Origin of the sequence: Paraburkholderia sp. GAS33 (genome assembly GCF_050436645.1) — a bacterium.
GTDB classification, from domain to species: Bacteria; Pseudomonadota; Gammaproteobacteria; order Burkholderiales; family Burkholderiaceae; genus Paraburkholderia; species Paraburkholderia phenazinium_B.
In genome coordinates, this window is record NZ_JBNDMP010000002.1 from 780,690 (window position 1) to 799,851 (window position 19,162).

15 protein-coding genes are annotated in these 19,162 nt (G+C 62.5%); 3 read left to right on the forward strand and 12 right to left on the reverse strand.

Going from position 1 to position 19,162, the window contains the following annotated elements; all coding sequences use genetic code 11:
* Positions 1 to 28: 28 nt before the first annotated feature.
* From P3T24_RS09800 to ansP, 7 genes are all read right to left on the reverse strand, one after another.
* Positions 29 to 850 (reverse strand): alpha/beta fold hydrolase, encoded by an 822-nt coding sequence (locus tag P3T24_RS09800; RefSeq protein ID WP_429288254.1) that lies wholly within the window; start codon positions 848 to 850, stop codon positions 29 to 31.
* Positions 851 to 1,085: 235 nt separating this feature from the next.
* Complete coding sequence (gene poxB / locus P3T24_RS09805; protein ID WP_429434149.1) at positions 1,086 to 2,807, reverse strand: ubiquinone-dependent pyruvate dehydrogenase; 1,722 nt, start codon at positions 2,805 to 2,807, stop codon at positions 1,086 to 1,088.
* Positions 2,808 to 2,965: 158 nt separating this feature from the next.
* Positions 2,966 to 4,423, reverse strand: a complete 1,458-nt coding sequence (locus P3T24_RS09810; RefSeq protein ID WP_429434152.1) for a mechanosensitive ion channel domain-containing protein — start codon at positions 4,421 to 4,423, stop codon at positions 2,966 to 2,968.
* Positions 4,424 to 4,575: 152 nt separating this feature from the next.
* A complete protein-coding gene (locus tag P3T24_RS09815; RefSeq protein WP_074264003.1) occupies positions 4,576 to 5,406 on the reverse strand; it encodes a transglutaminase family protein in 831 nt (276 codons plus the stop codon).
* 8 nt (positions 5,407 to 5,414) lie between these two features.
* A complete protein-coding gene (locus P3T24_RS09820; RefSeq protein ID WP_074264002.1) occupies positions 5,415 to 6,356 on the reverse strand; it encodes an alpha-E domain-containing protein in 942 nt (313 codons plus the stop codon).
* A 104-nt stretch (positions 6,357 to 6,460) separates the two neighbouring features.
* A complete protein-coding gene (locus tag P3T24_RS09825) occupies positions 6,461 to 7,876 on the reverse strand; it encodes a circularly permuted type 2 ATP-grasp protein (protein ID WP_074264001.1) in 1,416 nt (471 codons plus the stop codon).
* Between the two features lie 92 nt (positions 7,877 to 7,968).
* The gene (ansP, locus tag P3T24_RS09830; protein ID WP_083611373.1) at positions 7,969 to 9,465 is read right to left on the reverse strand and encodes an L-asparagine permease; all 1,497 of its coding nucleotides are present in this window, start codon (positions 9,463 to 9,465) and stop codon (positions 7,969 to 7,971) included.
* A 377-nt stretch (positions 9,466 to 9,842) separates the two neighbouring features.
* On the opposite strand from ansP, the gene P3T24_RS09835 reads away from it, so the two are divergent.
* Together P3T24_RS09835 and P3T24_RS09840 are read left to right on the forward strand one after the other, a co-directional pair.
* On the forward strand, positions 9,843 to 10,796 hold the full coding sequence (locus tag P3T24_RS09835; protein WP_074264000.1) for a LysR substrate-binding domain-containing protein: 954 nt from the start codon (positions 9,843 to 9,845) through the stop codon (positions 10,794 to 10,796).
* A 49-nt stretch (positions 10,797 to 10,845) separates the two neighbouring features.
* Entirely contained in the window at positions 10,846 to 11,808 is a 963-nt protein-coding gene (locus P3T24_RS09840) for a substrate-binding domain-containing protein (protein WP_429434155.1), read from the forward strand.
* Between the two features lie 110 nt (positions 11,809 to 11,918).
* Here P3T24_RS09840 and P3T24_RS09845 read toward each other — a convergent pair whose 3' ends face one another.
* The 3 genes from P3T24_RS09845 to P3T24_RS09855 form a co-directional block, all read right to left on the reverse strand.
* Positions 11,919 to 14,111, reverse strand: a complete 2,193-nt coding sequence (locus tag P3T24_RS09845) for an FUSC family protein (RefSeq protein ID WP_429434157.1) — start codon at positions 14,109 to 14,111, stop codon at positions 11,919 to 11,921.
* 248 nt (positions 14,112 to 14,359) lie between these two features.
* Positions 14,360 to 15,052, reverse strand: coding sequence for an HAD family hydrolase (locus P3T24_RS09850; protein ID WP_429288248.1), 693 nt, complete (start codon positions 15,050 to 15,052; stop codon positions 14,360 to 14,362).
* 113 nt (positions 15,053 to 15,165) lie between these two features.
* A complete protein-coding gene (locus P3T24_RS09855; protein ID WP_429434160.1) occupies positions 15,166 to 15,978 on the reverse strand; it encodes a hypothetical protein in 813 nt (270 codons plus the stop codon).
* Between the two features lie 98 nt (positions 15,979 to 16,076).
* Between P3T24_RS09855 and P3T24_RS09860 the strand changes: the two genes are divergently transcribed.
* The gene (locus tag P3T24_RS09860; protein WP_429434163.1) at positions 16,077 to 17,843 is read left to right on the forward strand and encodes an ABC transporter substrate-binding protein; all 1,767 of its coding nucleotides are present in this window, start codon (positions 16,077 to 16,079) and stop codon (positions 17,841 to 17,843) included.
* A 22-nt stretch (positions 17,844 to 17,865) separates the two neighbouring features.
* On the opposite strand, the gene catC is transcribed toward P3T24_RS09860, so the two are convergent.
* Entirely contained in the window at positions 17,866 to 18,156 is a 291-nt protein-coding gene (gene catC / locus P3T24_RS09865; RefSeq protein WP_429434166.1) for a muconolactone Delta-isomerase, read from the reverse strand.
* Between the two features lie 87 nt (positions 18,157 to 18,243).
* Positions 18,244 to 19,152 carry a catechol 1,2-dioxygenase gene (catA, locus tag P3T24_RS09870; protein WP_074263993.1) on the reverse strand — a complete coding sequence of 303 codons (909 nt, stop codon included), beginning with the start codon at positions 19,150 to 19,152 and terminating at the stop codon, positions 18,244 to 18,246.
* Positions 19,153 to 19,162 lie beyond the last annotated feature (10 nt).

Genomic DNA, 19,162 nt, shown 5'->3' on the forward strand with positions numbered 1-19,162 from the left:
ATGCTGCGTTGAACTTGCTTATGTCGGTTTACGACTGGAGGAACGCAAGCAGATCGGCGTTCACCTTGTCGGCTTCGGTCGTGCACATGCCATGCGATGCGCCCGGATACACCTTGAGCGTGGCATTCCTGATGATTTCGACGGACTTGCGGCCCGAAGCATCGATCGGCACGATCTGGTCGTCGTCGCCTTGCAGGATCAGCGTCGGCACATCGATCTTCTGGAGATCGGCGGTGTAGTCGACTTCCGAGAACTGCTTGATGCACTCGTACTCGCCGAGCACCGAACCGAGCATCCCCTCGCGCCAGAACTCGTCGATCACGCCTTGCACGACCTTTGCATTCGGCCGGTTATAGCCGTAGAAAGGCATCGCCAGATCCTTGAAAAACTGCGAGCGATTGCTGGCGGTGCTGGCGCGGATACCGTCGAAGACCTCCTTCGGCAGACCAATCGGATTGGCTTCGGTCTTGAGCATGAGCGGCGGGACCGCGCTGATCAGGACCATTTTCTTGACACGCTTCGTGCCATGACGGCCTACATAATGCGAGATCTCTCCGCCACCGGTGGAGTGGCCGACAAGCACGGCATCCTTCAGATCGAGTTCGTCGATCACAGCGGCCAGATCGTCCGCATAGGTGTCCATATCGTTACCGGTGCCAGTCTGGCTCGAACGGCCGTGGCCGCGGCGATCGTGGGCAATCACGCGGTAGCCCTTTTGCTGCAGAAATAACATCTGCACATCCCACGCATCCGCGTTGAGCGGCCAGCCGTGCGAGAACACGACAGGTTGCCCCGTGCCCCAGTCCTTGTAGAAAATCTTTGCGCCATCCTTGGTAGTAACGTAATTCATGGAACGTACTCCTGTGTGCGAGGTGATGGCCGGCGCCGCCGTTCAAGGCGGCGCCGGTGGCATTGGCAACGGTGGAAAACGCGGAAAGCAGGGAAAGCGTGATAACGGCTACGATTCTTGCGCCGGTTTGTCAGGCGCCAGCAAGTTCAGTATAGGCTGTACTCCCAGCATGACAACCCGGTGTCCGCTTTCGTCTGGATTAATGTTCGGATGTACTACCACCCGCCCCGTCGTATTAACGCAAGTTGGTTTTTGCCAGTTCGACGATCTCGTCACCGCGTCCGCTCAGAATCGCGCGCAGCATATACAGACTGAAGCCCTTCGCCTGCGACAGCTCGATGGTGGGCGGCATGGCAAGCTCATGTTTGGACGTGACGACGTCGACGAGTGCCGGTCCCGGATGCGCAAACGCCTTTTGCAAGGCCGCCTCGACGCCTTCCGACTCGTCCACCCGAATGCTGAAAATGCCCGCGCCCTGAGCGATCGCAGCGAAGTCGGTCTTGCTGAGATCGACATTGGTATCGAGGTAGCCGCCCGCCTTCAACTCCATCGAAACGAAGCCCAGCAGGCTGTTGTTGAACACCACCACCTTGATCGGCAGGTCGAGCTGGCGCGCGGTGAGCAGATCGCCGAGCAGCATCGACAGACCGCCATCGCCCGACAACGACACCACCTGCCGCTGCGGATGGCCCGCCTGCGCACCGAGCGCCTGCGGCATGGCGTTGGCCATCGATCCATGATTGAACGAGCCATGCAGTTGCCGCTTGCCGTTCATCGTCAGATATCGCGCTGCCCACAGCGTCGGCGTGCCGACGTCCGCGGTGAAGATCGCATCCTCGCTCGCGACCTGGTCGATCATTCTGGCCAGATACTGCGGATGAATCGGCCGGCCCGGACCTGCCGGCGTGGCCAGTTCGTCGAGCCCCTTGCGGGCCGACACATAGTGCTTGCGCGCGTTGTCGATAAACTTGCGGTCCGTCTTGCGCTGCAGCTTCGGCAACAGCGCGCTCACCGTTTCCTTGACGGTACCCACGAGGCCGAGCGCGAGCGGCGCACGCTTGCCCAGTTGCGAGCCCTTGTGGTCGATCTGCACGACCTTGGCCCCGGGCGGATAGAACGGCCGATAAGGGAAATCGCAGCCCAGCAGAAGCAGCGTGTCGCACGACATCATCGCGTGATAGCCGGAGCTGAAGCCGATCAGGCCGGTCATGCCGACGTCGTACGGATTGTCGTATTCGATAAAAGGCTTGCCGCGCAGCGCGTGGACAATCGGGGCGCCGAGCGTGTCGGCCAGCGCAACCACTTCGTCATGCGCTCCCGCCACGCCGCTGCCGCACATGATCGTCACGGCTTCGCATCCGTTGAGCATACCCGCAAGCCGCTCGAGATCGGCTTGCGCAGGCACGATGGTGGCGGGTTCGCTGGTACTCCAGCGCGGCGTTTCGGCGGGCCCTTCGCTCAGCGCGATGTCGCCGGGCAACACGATCACGGCCACGCCGCGTTCCTCGATGGCGGTGCGCATTGCTCGCTCCAGCACGCGCGGAAACTGCGACGCGTTGGAGACCAGTTCGACGAAGTGGCTGCACTCCTTGAACAGATCCTGCGGATGGGTTTCCTGAAAGTAGCCGAGGCCGATTTCCGTCGACGGAATATGTGCGGCGATCGCCAGCACCGGCTGATGATTGCGGTGGCAATCGAACAGCCCGTTGATCAGATGCAGATTGCCGGGGCCGCAGCTACCGGCGCAGACGGCGAGCTTGCCGGTCGAGGCGGCGTCTGCGCCTGCTGCGAATGCAGCGACTTCTTCGTGACGCGTATGCATCCAGCGGATCGAGCCGAGCTGGTCGAGGCTGTACGCCAGTCCGTTGAGACTGTCGCCAGTCACGCCCCAGATGCGCTCGACGCCTGCGGCTGCGAGCGTTTTCGCCAGATAGTCGGCGATGGTGTGGCGGGCCATAAGCTACTCCTTGACGACCGCGTCGATCGAGCCGTGCGAATCAACCCGCGCGCCTGATGTGGGCGGCCCTGTTAGTGGATGGTAAGGAAGGGCCGACAGCAAAGCCGCCCGCCCCGGGAACTTCACACCTTGCTACCTTCAGAGTACTTGCGGGGTTCCTAGACCGTCAGATCATGCAACTTGCGCATGCCGTCGCGCAACCAGTCGAATAGCGAACGCTCGGTCACCACCTGAGCCTCGGGCGGGCTGCCGAGTTGAAGCAGTTTGTCTTCCCGCTGTGACAGCACTTGACACATCTGCTGCCCGATATCAGGGCGGCGCTTCAACACGGGCGTGAGATCCGTTTTGTTCAGACGGTAGATCACAGTCTGCGTCAAGGCGATGAGTTTGGCGCGCACCGGCAGTCCTGCCAGCACGCCGGCCTCTCCGACGGCGTCGCCCGGGCCGAGACGGACCGGCTCGACGACGCCCGAAGGCGTGGTCACTTCCACCGACACGACGCCCGATTCGACAATCATCAGATAATCGGTCACCGCGTCGGATCCGACCACGAGGTCGCCGGCCTGGTACTCGTGACGCGACATCTTGCTCGACAGTCCCGCCAGTTCATCGACCTGCAGCGTGCGAAACAGTTCGACGCGTCCAAGCAGACGCTGCAACCGGTCGACACCCGATTGCGGCGGTGCAGGAACGCCCAATGGCCGCAGTTCGATGCCGGCTGCATCGAGATGCCGGTAGCAAAGATCGTAGAGTTCGTTTGTGACAGCGGACTTTTTCGCCATGTCGTCGACGTATGCCGTCACTTCATAGCGAATCGAATCGACCGAGGCCGACTTGACCAGCGCGTACGGCGCAGGCGTTTTCAGCACCGTGCCGATGCCCACGAGAGCCTGCTCCAGCGCGCCGAGCACCCGCGCAGGGCGCTCCTGTGGAGAGATTTCCAGCGTAATCGATACGCCATGCAGCGTCGAAGGCCGGCTGTTGTTGACGATCTTGGCTTTGGCGGCCACGCTGTTCGGCACGATCACGATGTTGCCTTGCGACGTCAGCAGGTGCGTGGCGCGCCAGTTCATTTCCATGACCTGGCCTTCCACGCCGTCGACGCTCACCCAGTTGCCGATGTGGTAGGGCTCGGTCGTATTGAGCACGATGCCGGCGAACACGTCGCTCAAGGTGCTCTGAATGGCGAGACCCACCACGATCGCGAGCGCGCCCGAGGTGGCCGCGAGGCCGCGCACGGGAATGTTCAGCACAAAGGCGAGTGAAGCGACCGCGGCGGCGAGAAACACCAGCGCGCCCAGTACGTCCTGGAAGAGCCGCTCCTTGTGCCAGCTACGCGAGACGAACACCGCGTCGAGCGACTGCGTGAGCAGGCGCGCGCCATTGAGCCACCAGAGCACCTCCAGAATCTGCGCGCCCAGATGACGCAGCCACGATTCCGGCCACGGTGCAGGCGATAGCGGATTCATGCCGTAGCCGAACAGCACGGCACTGTAGAAGGCGAAGATCACGAGGCGTAAGACGAGACGCAGCGTGCCCTGGCGCGGCAAGCCCGCGCGCCAGAGCAAAATGTCCACCGCCAGCAGCGCGAAACCGATAACGAGCGGATCTTTCACGACACTCTTCCCCTATGCAGTAGGCAGGTGCATGACGGCTCAGTGTGGAATCGTCAGGCGTAAGCGTACGGGGAATTGCCGATCTTTGCTTCGTTCGGTGTTGATGAGGTCGGCTTGACGGGGCCGCCCAGACGCGGCCCGCGTTGATGCGCTCAGCCCTGACTCTGACTTTGGCTCTGGCCCGACGCCGGCAATACCGTGACCGTGACGGTTAGCGACTCCGCCCCCTGCCCCGTCCGCACGCCCGACACCGGCATCGCATCGCGGTAATCGAGGCCGGTCGCGATACGTACGTAGCGGTCGTCCGGGCATTTGTCGTTAGCCGCGTCGAACCCCACCCATCCCAGACCGTCCACATGCGCTTCGGCCCACGCGTGACTGGCACCGTGCTGCTCCAGGTCATCCATCAGCAGATAGCCCGAGATATAGCGGGCCGGCACGCCGAGGCTGCGCGCCGCGGCGATAAAGACATGCGTATGGTCCTGGCAGACTCCGTGTCCTTCACGCAACGCCGTCTCGGCATCGGTGCCGACCCCGGTGGCGCCGGGCACATAGGCAATCTGCTGGTGGATGGCGTTGGTCAGCTTGTGCAACATGTCCAGTTGCCCGTCGCCCGCGCGCACGGTAGCGGCGAGCGCCTGCACGCGCTCGCCTGCCTGGGTGAGCGGAGTCTCGCGCTCGAAGATCCAGGGCGGCGCAATCTCGTTGATGAAGCCGTAGATGCCGGCCATGTCCTGGGTCTCGACCGTGCCTTCGGCGACGATCACGATCTCGCTCTTGTTGCGCTCGTGCCGCACGAGATCGACGCGATTGCCCAGACCGTCAGTCCAGCTTACGTTCGGTTCGACGCCGTCGACCGTCACGCGCCAGTCGAGCACGTTCTGCCCCGGGCCGGACTGCGGACGCAGCCGCAGCCGCTGCAAGGCATAAGGAACCGGTTGGTCGTACTGGTAGTGAGAAGTGTGGCGAATGGCGATACGCATGGCCGTACTCAATCGAAGTTATAGGTCTCGGCAATTTCAAAGCCGAGCCGGTTGTTCTGCGCGATAAAGCCGGTGAGAAACTCGTGCAGGCCACGCGAGAAAATCCGCTGGACCGAGTTGTCCCTAAGCGTGGCGAGAGTCCTGTCGGCGGTCGAATGGCAACTGTGCGTCGCACCGTAGTCCTGCGCCAGGAATCGCAGGTTCTCGACGATGTTCTGGTAGCAGAAGTTCAGCGAACGCGGCATGCGGCCGTTGAGAATCAGATAGTCGGCGATGTTGACCGGCTTGTACTGCACGTCGTAGACCCAGCGGTACGAGCGGTGCGCGTCGACCGAGCGCAGGATCGACTCCCACTGGTAGTTGTCGAGCGTCGAACCGACGTACGACACCGAGGGCAGCAGCAGATGATATTTGACGTCGAGGATGCGCGCGGTGTTGTCGGCGCGTTCGATGAAGGTGCCGATACGGGCGAAATTGAAAATCTCATTTCGGAGCATGGTGCCGTGAAACGAACCACGGATCAGCGCGGCCTGACGTTTGATGCGGTCGAGCGTGCCCGGCAATTCGCTGGACGGAACCGGCGCCGCGAGCAGGCGCCTGATCGTCATCCACGCTTCGTTCACGCTTTCCCACGTCTCGCGCGTGAGCGCCGTGCGCACCATGCGCGCATTCGAACGCGCCACTTCGATACTCGCCAGCACGCTCGACGGATTGTCGATGTCGCGCAGCAGGTAATCGGAAACCGTCTCGGCCGTGCAGACGTCGTGCTTCTGTCGAAAGCCCGCTTCCGTGCCGGAGGTGACCACCACCGACGACCACGTGGCCGGCGCGTCGGTGCTACGCGTGAGCGACATGCGCAGTCCCGCATCGACCACCCGTGCGATGTTTTCCGCGCGCTCGATATAGCGGTGCATCCAGTAGAGCCCGCTTGCTGTGCGTCCAAGAAGCATGTGCTGTCCCGATCCTGTTTCTGTTTGTTGCTGTCCGTTGCCTGCCTGATGCCTTGCGTGCTTCCTGCCGGCCTCGCGGCCCCTGGTCGGCCCTTAGTCGGCCCTTAGTCGGCCAGCACCCACGTATCTTTGGTGCCGCCGCCCTGGCTCGAATTCACAACCAGCGAACCTTCTTTCAGCGCCACGCGCGTCAAGCCGCCCGGTGTGATGCGAATCCGGTCCGACACGAGCACGAACGGCCGCAGATCCACGTGGCGCGGGGCGAGTCCCTTCTCGGTCAGGATCGGCGTGGTGGAGAGCGCGAGCGTCGGCTGCGCGATGTAGTTGTTGGGCCGCGCGCGCAGCTTGGCCGCGAAGTCCTCGCACTCCTTCTTCGATGCCGCCGGTCCCACCAGCATGCCGTAGCCGCCCGAGCCATGCACTTCCTTCACCACCAGTTCGTGGAGATGGTCCAGCACGTATTTGAGGCTGCTCGGCTCGGAGCAGCGCCACGTCGGCACGTTTTCGAGAATCGACTGGCGGCCCGTGTAGAACTCGACGATCTCGGGCATATACGAATAGATCGCCTTGTCGTCGGCAATGCCGGTACCCGGCGCATTGGCAATCGTGATATTGCCCGCGCGATAGACATCCATGATGCCGGCCACGCCGAGCACCGAATCGCCGCGGAACGTCATCGGGTCGAGATAAGCGTCATCCAGGCGCCGGTACAGCACGTCGATTGCGCGGAAGCCTTCAGTTGTACGCATCGCAACGTGACCGTCCACCACCTGCAGATCGCTGCCTTCAACCAGATGCACGCCCATCTGATCGGCGAGGAACGCATGCTCGTAGTAGGCGGAGTTGTGAATGCCGGGCGTGAGCACCGCGATGGTGGGATTCTCGTGATTGCCGCCTGGCGGGCAGACGGCCGCGAGCGACTGGCGCAGCAACTGCGGATACGCCTCCACCGGTTGCACCTTGACCTGCTGAAACAGCTCGGGGAAGAGCTGCATCATGGTCTCGCGGTTTTCCAGCATGTAGGACACGCCCGAGGGGGTGCGCGCATTGTCCTCGAGCACGTAGAACTGGTTCTCGGCAGTGCGTACGATATCGACGCCGATGATGTGCGTATAAACATTGCCCGGCGGACGGAAGCCGATCATCTCCGGCAGGAACGCCTCGTTCTGCGAGATCAGCTCCTTGGGAATCTTGCCGGCCCGCACGATCTCCTGACGATGGTAGATATCGTCGAGGAATGCGTTGAGCGCCATTACGCGCTGCTCGATGCCTTGTGACAGGCGCGTCCACTCCTGCCCGGAGATGATGCGTGGAATGATGTCGAAAGGAATCAGGCGCTCGGCCGCCTCTTCCTCGCCGTAAACGGCGAACGTAATGCCGGTCCTGCGGAACACGCTCTCGGCGTCCTGCGCCTTTTGTGCGAGGTTCGCGGGATTCTGGGCATCGAGCCATTGCTTGAGCCGTGCATACGGCGCGCGTACTCCGTCAGCTGAGATCAGCATCTCGTCGAATGGCGTCACTTCGGTTCTCCGTCGTTATTGCAGGTCGTGCGTGTATTGCCAGTGTAGCGGGTCTGGCGGCATAGCGAAATTGGCCGAAATAGTGGTCGCGACTAGCGGGGGTTGTCCTCGAGAACGCTCTGCGTCAGGGTGACCGACGGGATCGTCGGCTTCATCATCGCTCCCGCGCGGCGGCGCACGCCGTACCAGCCGGCCACCAGCAGCAGCACCACAACCGGGATCGAGGCGACCGTCCACGTGCCGTTAGGATAATCGAAGGCCATCAGCACCAGCACGCCCAGCAGAAACGCCAGGGTAAGCCACGAGGTGACCGGCGCACCGGGCATCCGGAAGGTCACCGGCTCCGCTTCGCCGCGCGCTACCGCCTGACGGAATTTCATCTGGCAGACCACGATAAAGCCCCAGGTGCTGAGAATGCCAAGCGAAGCGATATTGAGCACGATCTCGAACACGCTCGACGGCACGAAGTAGTTGAGCACCACGCCCACGATGTAGATCGCCACGGTCACGAGGATGCCGGCATACGGCACCGACTGCGAACTCATGCGCGACAGGAAGTTCGGCGCGGAGCCGCCCATCGACAGCGCCCGCAGCACGCGGCCAGTCGAATACAGGCCGGAGTTCAGGCTCGACAGCGCGGCGGACAGCACGACGATGTTCATCACAGAACCCACGCCCGGCACGCCGAGCTGACCGAAGAAGGTGACGAACGGGCTCTGCCCTGCCTTGTACGCACTCCACGGCAGCAGGCACACCAGCAGCACTACCGCGCCTACGTAGAACAAGGCGATCCGCCAGATCACGCTATTGATGGCGCGCGGCAGCACCTTGCGCGCGTCCTTGCACTCGCCCGCGGCGGTGCCCACCAGTTCGACGCCGGCAAAGGCGAACACCACCCCTTGCACCAGCACGAGCGCAGGCAGCAGACCGTGCGGAAAGAAGCCGCCGTTCTCGCTGATCAGATGCACGCCGGTGCTGTTGCCGGCCACGTGCACGCCAGTGCCGAGAATGATCGTGCCGATCACGAGGAACAGCGAGATGGCGGCCACCTTGATGAGGGCAAACCAGAACTCCATCTCGGCGAACCATTTCACGCCGATCAGGTTCATCGCCGCGACGATGCACAGCGCAATCAGCGCGAACACCCATTGCGGCACCGACGTAAAGGCGCCCCAGTAATGCATGTATAGCGCGACGGCGGTAATGTCGACGATACCGGTCATCGCCCAGTTCAGGAAATACATCCAGCCGGCTACGAACGAAGCCTTTTCGCCGAGAAATTCGCGCGCATACGACACGAAGCTGCCGCTGCTCGGACGGTGCATCACCAGTTCGCCGAGCGCTCGCAGAATCAGAAACGAGAATACGCCGCACACCAGATAAACAATTGCCAGCGACGGACCCGCTATCTGCAAACGCGCACCGGCGCCGAGAAACAGGCCCGTGCCGATCGCGCCGCCAATCGCGATCATCTGCACCTGACGGTTACCCAAAGTCTTGTGATATCCCGCTTCGTGCGATTCCAGCCAGCTTTTCTTATCCAGTTCACCGCTGCCGGGGGGATGCGGTTGGTTTTCCAGTGTGGACATAATCAGTTCCATCCTTTGAGGCGGGTTCGCTGTTTCGGAATCCCGGAGATAGTCCGTCGGGTTGATAGGCAATGGCGCACACATGAATTTCAACGAACCGGCACGGCCTTTCTAACCGGAATTAACAATTGCCGGTTACAGAATCCATTCAGCGCGCATTTATCATGTCGGCACTGCCTTGTGTCAGCACTGCGTAATACATGGGCAGGCAGTCGAACGGTATGTAGCCCAATTTATGGCGGCAACGCTCATGCATATTTCGACTAACACCCATCGAAAAAAAACATCGGTATGCTGGAAGCGCGAGGCGGTAGGCTAGAGAGTCGCCGGTATCCGACGGATGGCGGTTGTCGATTGATCCAATAAAAGTGATAAATATGGAAGCAAAGTGGTTGGAAGACTTTCTTTCTCTTTCTGACACGAAGAGTTTTTCCCGTTCGGCGCGCAGCCGCCATCTCACCCAGTCAGCATTCAGTAGACGAATCGTGGCGCTCGAAACCTGGATGGGCACGCGCCTGTTCGACCGTAGCGTCAATCCGATCACCCTCACCCCGGCAGGCAGGATGTTTCGCAGCCTGGCCGCGGACATCCTGCGCAGCATGCACGCGGCCCGCAATCTGGTGGGCGGCTATGAGCAGTTTGCGGAGAACGATCACGTGGTGCACTTCGCGGTGGCCCACACGCTTGTGTTCACGCTCTTCCCCGACTGGCTCAAACGCCTGACCAACGAGTTCGGCAACATCATGGCGCGGGTCCAGGCGGTCAATGTGCCGGAGGGCGTGCAGCATCTGGTGGCGGGCGACTGCGATCTGCTGATCGGCTATCACCACCCGCAATTGCCGATTGCGCTCGACCCCAATCACTTTCCGTTTCTGACGCTCGGAGTCGAACGGATCGTGCCGGTGTCGGCCGCCGGTCCCGACGGCAAACCGCTGTTCGAGCTGCCCGGCAAGACCGGGCGGCCGCTGCCGCTGCTCGCCTATTCGTCGGGTGCGTTCCTCGGCAACGTCGTGGAAATGCTGTTGATGAATGCCACCGAGCCCTATTCGCTGTACCGCTGCTTTGAAACCCACATGTCCGAGGCCTTGAAAGGCATGGTGGTAGCGGGTCATGGCATCGGCTGGCTGCCCGAAAGCTGTATCACCAAAGAGTTGCACGAAGGCACGCTGGTGCGAGCCGGCTCCAACGCCTGGGCGACCGAACTTGAAATCCGCCTGTACCGGCCGGTCAAGCAACGCGGCCAGGCAGCCGAGCAGTTGTGGGCCTATATCAGCAACCAGTCGATCGAGCCAAGAACCGAGGTTTTGCCGGAGATGCTCACGCCGGGCTAGGCTGTATCATTCCTGTGCGCTAACCATCGCGCACGACAAAAGGAAGCCAATGGTACAGAAGACACGCCGGCGCGTGCTCGTAGCCGGCGCGCTCGCAGCCGCCGGCCTGACAGTTGCGAAAATTGCCGAGGCCATACCGACTGGCAAGTTGACGATCGCCCTCGTTCTGAAGTCGCTCGCGGACCCGTTCACGGTCGCCATGGCGAGCGCCGCGCAGAACTACCAGAAGCACTTTGCCTCGCAGTTCGACCTGAACGTGCTCGGCACGTCCACGGAACTCGACACCGCTACCCAGATTCGCATGGTCGACGATCTGATCGGCGCGCACACCAGCGCCATCGTGCTCGCTCCGACCGATTCGAAGGCGCTGGTGCCGGTGGTAGCGCGCGCCATCAACGCGGGCGTCATCGTGATCGCCATCGACAATCCGCTCGACGAAGCGGCCCTCGATGCGCTCCACCTCTCGGTGCCGTTCGTCGGTCCGGACAACCGCAAGGGTGCGGAGACGATAGGCGATTACGTGGCCACCAAGCTCGCTCGCGGCGACGAAGTGGGAATCATCGAAGGTGTCACGACCGACCGCAACGCACAGCAACGCACCGAGGGCTTCAAGGCTGCCGTGGACGCGGCCGGCATGAAAGTCGTGGCGGTTGCGCCGGGCGACTATACCTATGCCAAAGGCAAAGCGGCCGCTGCGACGATGCTGGCGCAGCATCCGCGACTTCGCGCATTGCTGTGCGCCAACGACAATATGGCCACGGGCGCGGTCGACGCGGTTCGCCTTGCGCATCGCACCGGCAGCGTGTACATCACTGGCTATAACAACAACCCGGACATCAGGCCGCTGCTCAATAGCGGCAAGATTCTCGCCACGGTGGATCAGTTCGCGGCACGCCAGGCCGTGTTCGGCATCGACGTGGCGCTCAAGGCGCTTACGGAGATGACCCGCCAGGAGGACCTGACGCCTCTTGTTGAAACGCCTTTGCAGCTGGTGAAGAGCGGGGATCGTTGAGCGTATGGGCAGGCGCGCGCTGCGGGGCTACCGCGTGCGACTCAGAGGCCAATCCGGCACAGCCTATCCCTCGCGCACCGTTTGCATCGGCGTGCGTCCCGCGCAAACGCTCAGGACAGCACCGGTTTGCCTGCTACCTCTTCCACGACGCCCGTGTTCTCCACCAGCAGTCGGCGCAGATGCGAGACCTGATTCACCGCGTCCGCTTCGACCAGCGACAGGTGCCGGCGCGGAAACGCTTCGAACTCCGAGCGCGGCTCGACCTGCGCCCGGTCGAGCAAATACGTGTCGAGCTCCTTGCTTACCGCCGAAATCCACGCGATCAACGCACCATCCGCCTGGGTCTTGTTGGCGGCAAGCCGCATCCGCGTCGCCGTCCCCGCAACGCGCCGCAACAGCGCGAGCGCCGTGATCGCAGCGCGGTCGGCCAGCGAGCTTTCCAGCTTCTCGAGCCGCAGGCGGTTGAACGCCTCTTCCGCGTTGTTGCTCGCGAGGCCCGCTGCACGACGCATTTTCTCCACTTCGGTATCTTCGCCGCCCGCATGCTCGAGCGCGCTCACCAGATAGTTCAGGTTTGCCCCGACCGCGTCGGCGAGGCGAACGCGAAAATCCACCGGCTCGCGGCTCGGCCATAACAGAAACGTCGCGACGAGTGCGATCAGGCAGCCAAGCACGTTATTGCCGAGCCGGGTCACCGCATACATCCACTCGTGGCCCGCTGGCGCGGCGAAGTCCGCCACCAGCACGAAGGTCGGTGTGAGGAACAGCACGAACAGGCTGTAGCTGACGGTACGCAGCGCCATGGTCGCGCAGACGAGCGGAAACACCACCAGCGAGATGCCGATCGGTGCATGAATCGCGAGGCCGATCGCCGCTGCCAGCAGACCACCGGCGATGCTGCCCGCCGCCCGCTCGATGCTGCGCGGCCAGGTGCCGGCAATCGACGGCTGCAGGATCAGCAGGATCGCCATGGTCGCCCAGTAGCCGAACGGCACGTGCAGGATCCGCACGATCACGAAGCCTGCCGTGGCGGCCACGCCGACGCGCGCGCCGTGCCGCAGTCCGATCGATTCGAACGATGCGTTGGCCTTGAGCGTCATCCAGGCGCGCGACAGGTTGCCGACGGCAGCCTCGAACCAGCCGGTCTCGCGCCGCGGCGGCGGTTCGAATTCCAGCGAGCCCGAGCGCAGCTTGAGCGCCAGCGGCTCGCCGAGCGCCACTTCGAGCGCGCGGGCCAACTTGTGCAGACGGCGTTGCAGTGCGGCCGGCGTGGACCTCGCGTCACTGCCGGCCTGATCGTCCGCGCGGCTGCTTCGAGCCGCCTGGGTGCTGGCGTCTTCGCTCACCGCGCGGCCAATGCGCAGCAGCACCTCGGCCACTGCCGACAGCGTGCGCGCTGCGCGCTGCGGTTCGCGCAGATTGTGGTGGCCGCGCTCGCACGCGTCGGTGACGGCGATCAGGTAGGCGAACACGCGCTCGGTATCCGCGAGCGCGAGCAGCAGGTGCTCGTAGGTTTCGCGCTTGTCGACGCGCAGGTTCGGCACCTTGGCCAGCACCTTGCGGGCTCTTTCGAGCGCCGCGCGTGCCTGGCCGCGATAGGTGGCGGCATGGCGCGCCCATTGCCCGAAGTCGGCGGTGTCGCGTCGGAGCAGACGCGCGCTATCGAGCGCGATATCGGCGAGCCTGCCGTAGACGGCGCGCAACGCCATGCGGCTGGGTCCAAACGGATGAATACGCCACACGGTCAGGCTCAGCACCACCGCGAACAGGCATCCGAACAGATAGATAGAGAGAAACAGCAGACCGTGCTGCAGGTTGTGCATCGGCCTGTCGACCATCACCACGCAGGCGGTCGCCGCCAGAATGCCCACTTGCGAGGCCGCCGCGCCCCACACCCGGGCAAGCGCGCCGGCCGTCGCGAATAGCAGGATCGCCGCCGTCGCGGCCAATGTGCCGGCGCCGGAGGCGAATGCCGTGAGGCCGCCGCACAGTGTGGAGAGCAGCGCGAAGCTCATCATCGAGGCGAAGCGCATGCGGTTGGTCCCCGCCGCGTCGGCGAGGCAGGTCCAGAAGGCGCCGATGGCCGCCCATGCAAACAACGGGTCATGCAGCAGATTGCCGAGCACCAGCATCGCAGTCGATGCGCACGCGGCGCGCAGGCCCTCGGACAGGTTCGCCTCGTCCACCGCGAACGACACCATCCACACTGGGCGCCGCCGCGACGCGTAGTCAGCGACCGCATGCAAGGTATTCAACCGGCGGTTAGCCGCGTGCTTTGCCCTGCGCTGAAAATGACCAAACATTGCGCCCTGGAATCGAAGAACTGGGTTGGAGCGGCACATCAATCGCGGGCGTGGTCACAATTCCACGGGCGATCGTTGCAGAAAACAACATAATAAGGGTTAACCCTAGAAACAATTATGAGTTCGCTGCATGCCAAGGATGCCTTTTGCCCATCCGCCCGGCAATCCCGATTCCGTCGTCCACGATTCCAGTTTTCAGACGCCGGGGTTTGTTATGGACTGGCTATTCCTTTGTTCCTTGCTATTCGTCAGGCGTTCACCAGCCGCCATTGCGCGAGCAAGGCCGGCAACTGCTCCATGTCCTCGAACACCAGCGCGACGCCGACTTCGCGCAACGCGTCCGGCGTGCTGTGGCCAACGTTGGAGGGTGCGTAGCCGAACACCGTCGCGCCCGCTGCCAGGCCGGCCGTTGCACCGGTCACCGTGTCTTCCACCACCGCGCAGCGTTTGGGGTCCACCCCCAGGCTGCGTGCCGCCGCCAGATACACATCGGGATGAGGCTTGGTGTGCGGCATTTCGTGTCCGCTGAAGACGCGGCCTTCGAAGTAATCGAGCATGCCGGTCTTCTGCAATTGCATCTCGACCTTGTGCCGGTCGGCGCCGGACGCAACTGCGATGCAGCCATCCAACGCTGTGTGGAGGGCCTTTACCGCCGCTGCCGCGCCATTGATCGCCACGAGCTCCAGCTCAAGCGCCGCGTTGCGGCGCTCCCTGAACTGCGTCAGCCACGCCTCCGAGATGGCGACGCCCGTGTTGGCCTCGATAAGCGACGCCTCGTCGCGCACCGCCTTGCCCATGAACACGCGCATCGTTTCTGCGACGCTGATGGGCCAGCCAAGCTCGCCGAGCATCTGCGAGAGCACGCGGTTAGTGATGAGTTCTGAGTCGACGAGCACGCCGTCGCAATCGAAAAGTACCGCGTCGAAGGGGAAAGAAGGCATTCTGACTATCGCTGGAAAAGGTCTCGAAGCGATAGAGGATACTTTAGGTTGAGGTTCGGCGTGAGTGGGGCGGGTCGCTGCGTCGACGGCCTTTCGGAAGACCGTCGACCGCGTTAGTCCTCTCTCGATGGGTCGATCGACAGAATGTCGCGGTAGCTGCCGTGCATGGATAGCAGGATTAACGCGCTGATCAGCGGTGTCAGCACGAGCGCGCGGATCGGCATCGGCGCAACCGGCACGAGCATCGCGTCGGCAGCCAGTACTGCGGCGTACACCAGGGCGACCGGCCCGTTATGGAACATGGCGCGCAAGCTCGTCAGCATCGCCTCGAACGGCGGACGTTGCTGCAGAACGATCAGCGCCGGCGCAAACCACACTGCCGCAATGGCGACTGCAAAAGCGACCGCGTGCAGAACCGGGCAGAGCGCAGCCGTCCGATCGTTAGCATGGCCAAAGATGATCGACAGGCTGTGCGCGCCGCCTGGCATCATCGACGCCGTCAGCTTCACATGAAGCAGTGCGAAGGAAAGCACATATCCCACTGCCACAATCGCCGTGGCAGCCAGCACCACGGTCAGCAGCGCATCGCGATGACGTATGAGCGCCGCCAGAGTCGAGCCAAAGCGCTGCCGTTGCACACCACCGATGCCTGCCGGCGTGAGCAGGATTGCTCCGCCAAGCACCGCCAGCAGCAGCACGGCTAGCCGTTGAAACGGCACGGCAAGTTCAAGCGCCGTTGCGAGATCGGCGCTGGCGAGAATCGTTGCAAGCCACATCAAGGGTTGCGCACAGGCGAGGCTAAAACCATAGGTCAGCCACACTCCGATGCGGGTAACGCTCGCGCTGCGAATCTCGTGACCTAGGGGGCCTCGCGCGCTCCGGGCGAGGCCGCTCTTGTCGTCAATGTAGAGTTCTTGCCGATTCATGATCGTGTCCTTTCCTTTTTCCACCGCGCGAAGACCCACATCGCAGTTGGCCACGCGTCGCTTTGCGGCACGCTCGCCGCCTTCGAACCCACCGCCTGTTGACGGTATCGACATCATGGTCGACAAAGAGGAAAATAAAAACGGACGACTTCAGGAAATTAATTTCCTCTTTTATGCGCCTTATCGACCAGTTCCAGAGACTGCACACGTTGCTGGCAAAAACGCCGGAGCAGCCCGGCTTACCCGCGCTCGCAGAGACCTTGAACTGCAGCGAGCGCAACGCGCGGTTGTTGCTGCGCAAGATGGAGGAGAAGGGTTGGTTGCACTGGGAAGCGGCGCGTGGCCGGGGCCATTTTTCGCGCCTGACGATGCTCGCCTCGCCCCAACAGGTGGCTTTGGATCATTTATCGGGCTTGCTGGCCGACGGTGAACTGGAAGAGGCATTCGCAAGCCTCGATGGCGATCAGCGCAAGCTGCTAATGGCACGACTTCCGGACTTCCTGCATGTACCGCAGGCCAGCGGCTCGCGTAACCGGCTTCGGATACCCCTGGGTCACCCCATCGAGGCGCTTGATCCAACCGGCATTACCACCAGCACGGAAGGTCATCTGGTCGGCCAGATATTCTCGCGACTCACCGAATTCGATCGGACTACGCAGCAACTGATGCCCGGGCTTGCCCATTACTGGGAACCCGAAGACGACGCGAAAACCTGGCACTTCTGGCTAAGACCGGGCCTCAGCTTCCACGACGGCAGCGAAGTGGAAACGGAAGACGTACGGCAGACCCTATTGCGCGTACGCGACAAAGCGGGAGATGCCGCCTACCTCTACGAGCATCTCGACGCGATAGAGATTGGCGACGGCCGAAGGGTCACGTGCCATCTGAAATTCACCGACTATCTGTGGCCCCACTCGCTCGCTGCCCCCTCGGCATCGATCATCCCGAGAAACCGGAACAGCGACTTCTCGCTCATGCCGGTGGGCAGTGGCCCCTTCAAAGTGACGCGCCGTAGCGAGTACCGGCTAACGCTAACGGTGTTCGAAGACTACTATCGCGAGCGTGCGCTACTCGATGAGATCGACCTTTGGGTCATTGCGCCATCGGAAGAAAGATCGGCATTCGATCTCCATTTCGGCTACACCGGCTCCAGCTCGAAGACAGAGCACCAGGTTGCACAAGTTCTGCCCGGGTGTACCAGTGTGAGTTGCAATTCCAGCCGCCCGCTTCTGGCATCCGCCGAGCATCGATTGGCGCTGGCTGACTGGCTCGCCCCGAGCGTTCTGATCGCGGCCGACGACGAGTCACGACAGCCTGCGTCAGGTTTGCTTCCAGACTGGCAACATCGGGTAGCTGCTCCGCGCGGCCGGCCACCCATCCCCGAACACACCAGGTTGACCATGGTGACGATAGGAATTATCGGCCGTCTGGCGGCGTTGACCGAGTCAATAAAGGAAAGGCTTAAGGAAGCAAAGATTGAACTGGACGTGGTCGCGTTGAGCGTTCCGGAATATCTGCGGTATGAATGGCTTGACTCCGCCGACCTGGTATTGCAAATCGAACCGTTCAACAATTACGCCGATCTGGACTGCTATGGGTGGTTCTCGTCGAACCCTATTCTCCAGAAATGGAGCCCGCCAGCGCGCCGTCTGCTCATGGATAAACAGTTGCGGGCGATCCGCGCAACCGCCGACGGCGAAGCGCGCATGCAAGCGTATGCCGGGATCGGTAAGCAGTTGGTGATGGAAGGACTGCTGATACCGATCTCACATGAAATCCTGCGTGTTCAGGCCGCAGCGCACGTGGGCGGGGTCAAGAACCTGGCGTTCGGGCTCGCGCCGTTTGCCGATCTTTGGTTGCGGTAGGGAATATACTCAGGATGCCCGATCAACGGTCATCGTCGCGAACCGATGACGGATGGCGGCATAGCGCCCGCACTTCGACATCCATATACGGAAAGAGCGGCAACTGGCTAAGTACGTCGTTCAGATGCGCGGGACTCTCCACGTCGAAGATGCTGATATTCGCGTAGTGGCCGGCGATCCGCCACAGATGCCGCCACGCCCCCTCTTCCTGCAGCTTTTGCGACATCGCCTTCTCGTCGGCCTTCAACCGCGCCGCGCGCTCGGCGTCCATGTCATGCGGCAGATTGACGGTCATCTCTACGTGGAACAGCATCGTTAGCTCCTTGATGTGCAGACGGCCCCGATTGCGCGGCGAAGCATGCGGCGGGGCCGATAAAAATCAACGCGGTGGTTGTGCGCCTCAAGCCTCGGCGCGCAAGCGCTCGACTTCGGCGCCCGGCAGGTTATCGCGGTCCTTGAAGAGCGTGAAGTCGAAATCGATCAGCGCAAAGTTGCCGTCCACGCCATACGGTTTGCCTTGCACACCTTCGGCCTGTTTGACGGCCGGCACCAGACCATCGCGCGTGGCGAACGCAAAGTCGTCCCACAGATACGGATCGCCGTCGATGTTGATCTGCGTGGTCAGCTTGCGAAATCCCGGCGCGGAGACAAAGAAGTGGATATGCGCCGGACGATGCCCGTGACGGCCAAGCTGATCGAGCAGCAGTTGAGTCTGGCCTTGCGGCGGTACGCTGTAACCGACCGGCACCACGCTGCGGAAGCTGTAGTTGCCGCTCGCGTCCGTGCGGATCGAGCGGCGCAGATTGAAGGCCGGTTGCGATTTATCGAAGTACGAGTAGTTGCCGAGATGGTTCGCGTGCCACACTTCAACCAGCGCATTCGCGAGCGGCTTGCCGTCTTCGCCCAGCACCCGGCCGCGCATCACCAGCGTCTGACCGGGATCGGTGCCGTCGTCGAGCCGTGCATGGCCATCGGACACCGGCGCGCCGGCCACATAGAGCGGGCCTTCGATCGTCCGCGGCGTGCCGCCTTCGATACCGGCTTTCGCTTCTGCTTCGTCGAGACGCAGATCGAGAAAATGCTCGAAACCAAGGCCCGCGGCCAGCAAACCCAACTCGCCGCTCTTGCCCGCATCGCCCAGATAGTTCAGCGCGGTCCAGAATTCGTCGGGCTGCACGTCGAGCTCTTCGATCGTGTAAAACAGATCGCGCACGATACGGTTGACGATCTCCTTGGTGCGCGGATTTCCTTCGCTGGTGGCGCTGTCGTTGATCTTGTTCAGCAGCGCGTCGATGGCTTGCCTGTTCATGGGGTATCTC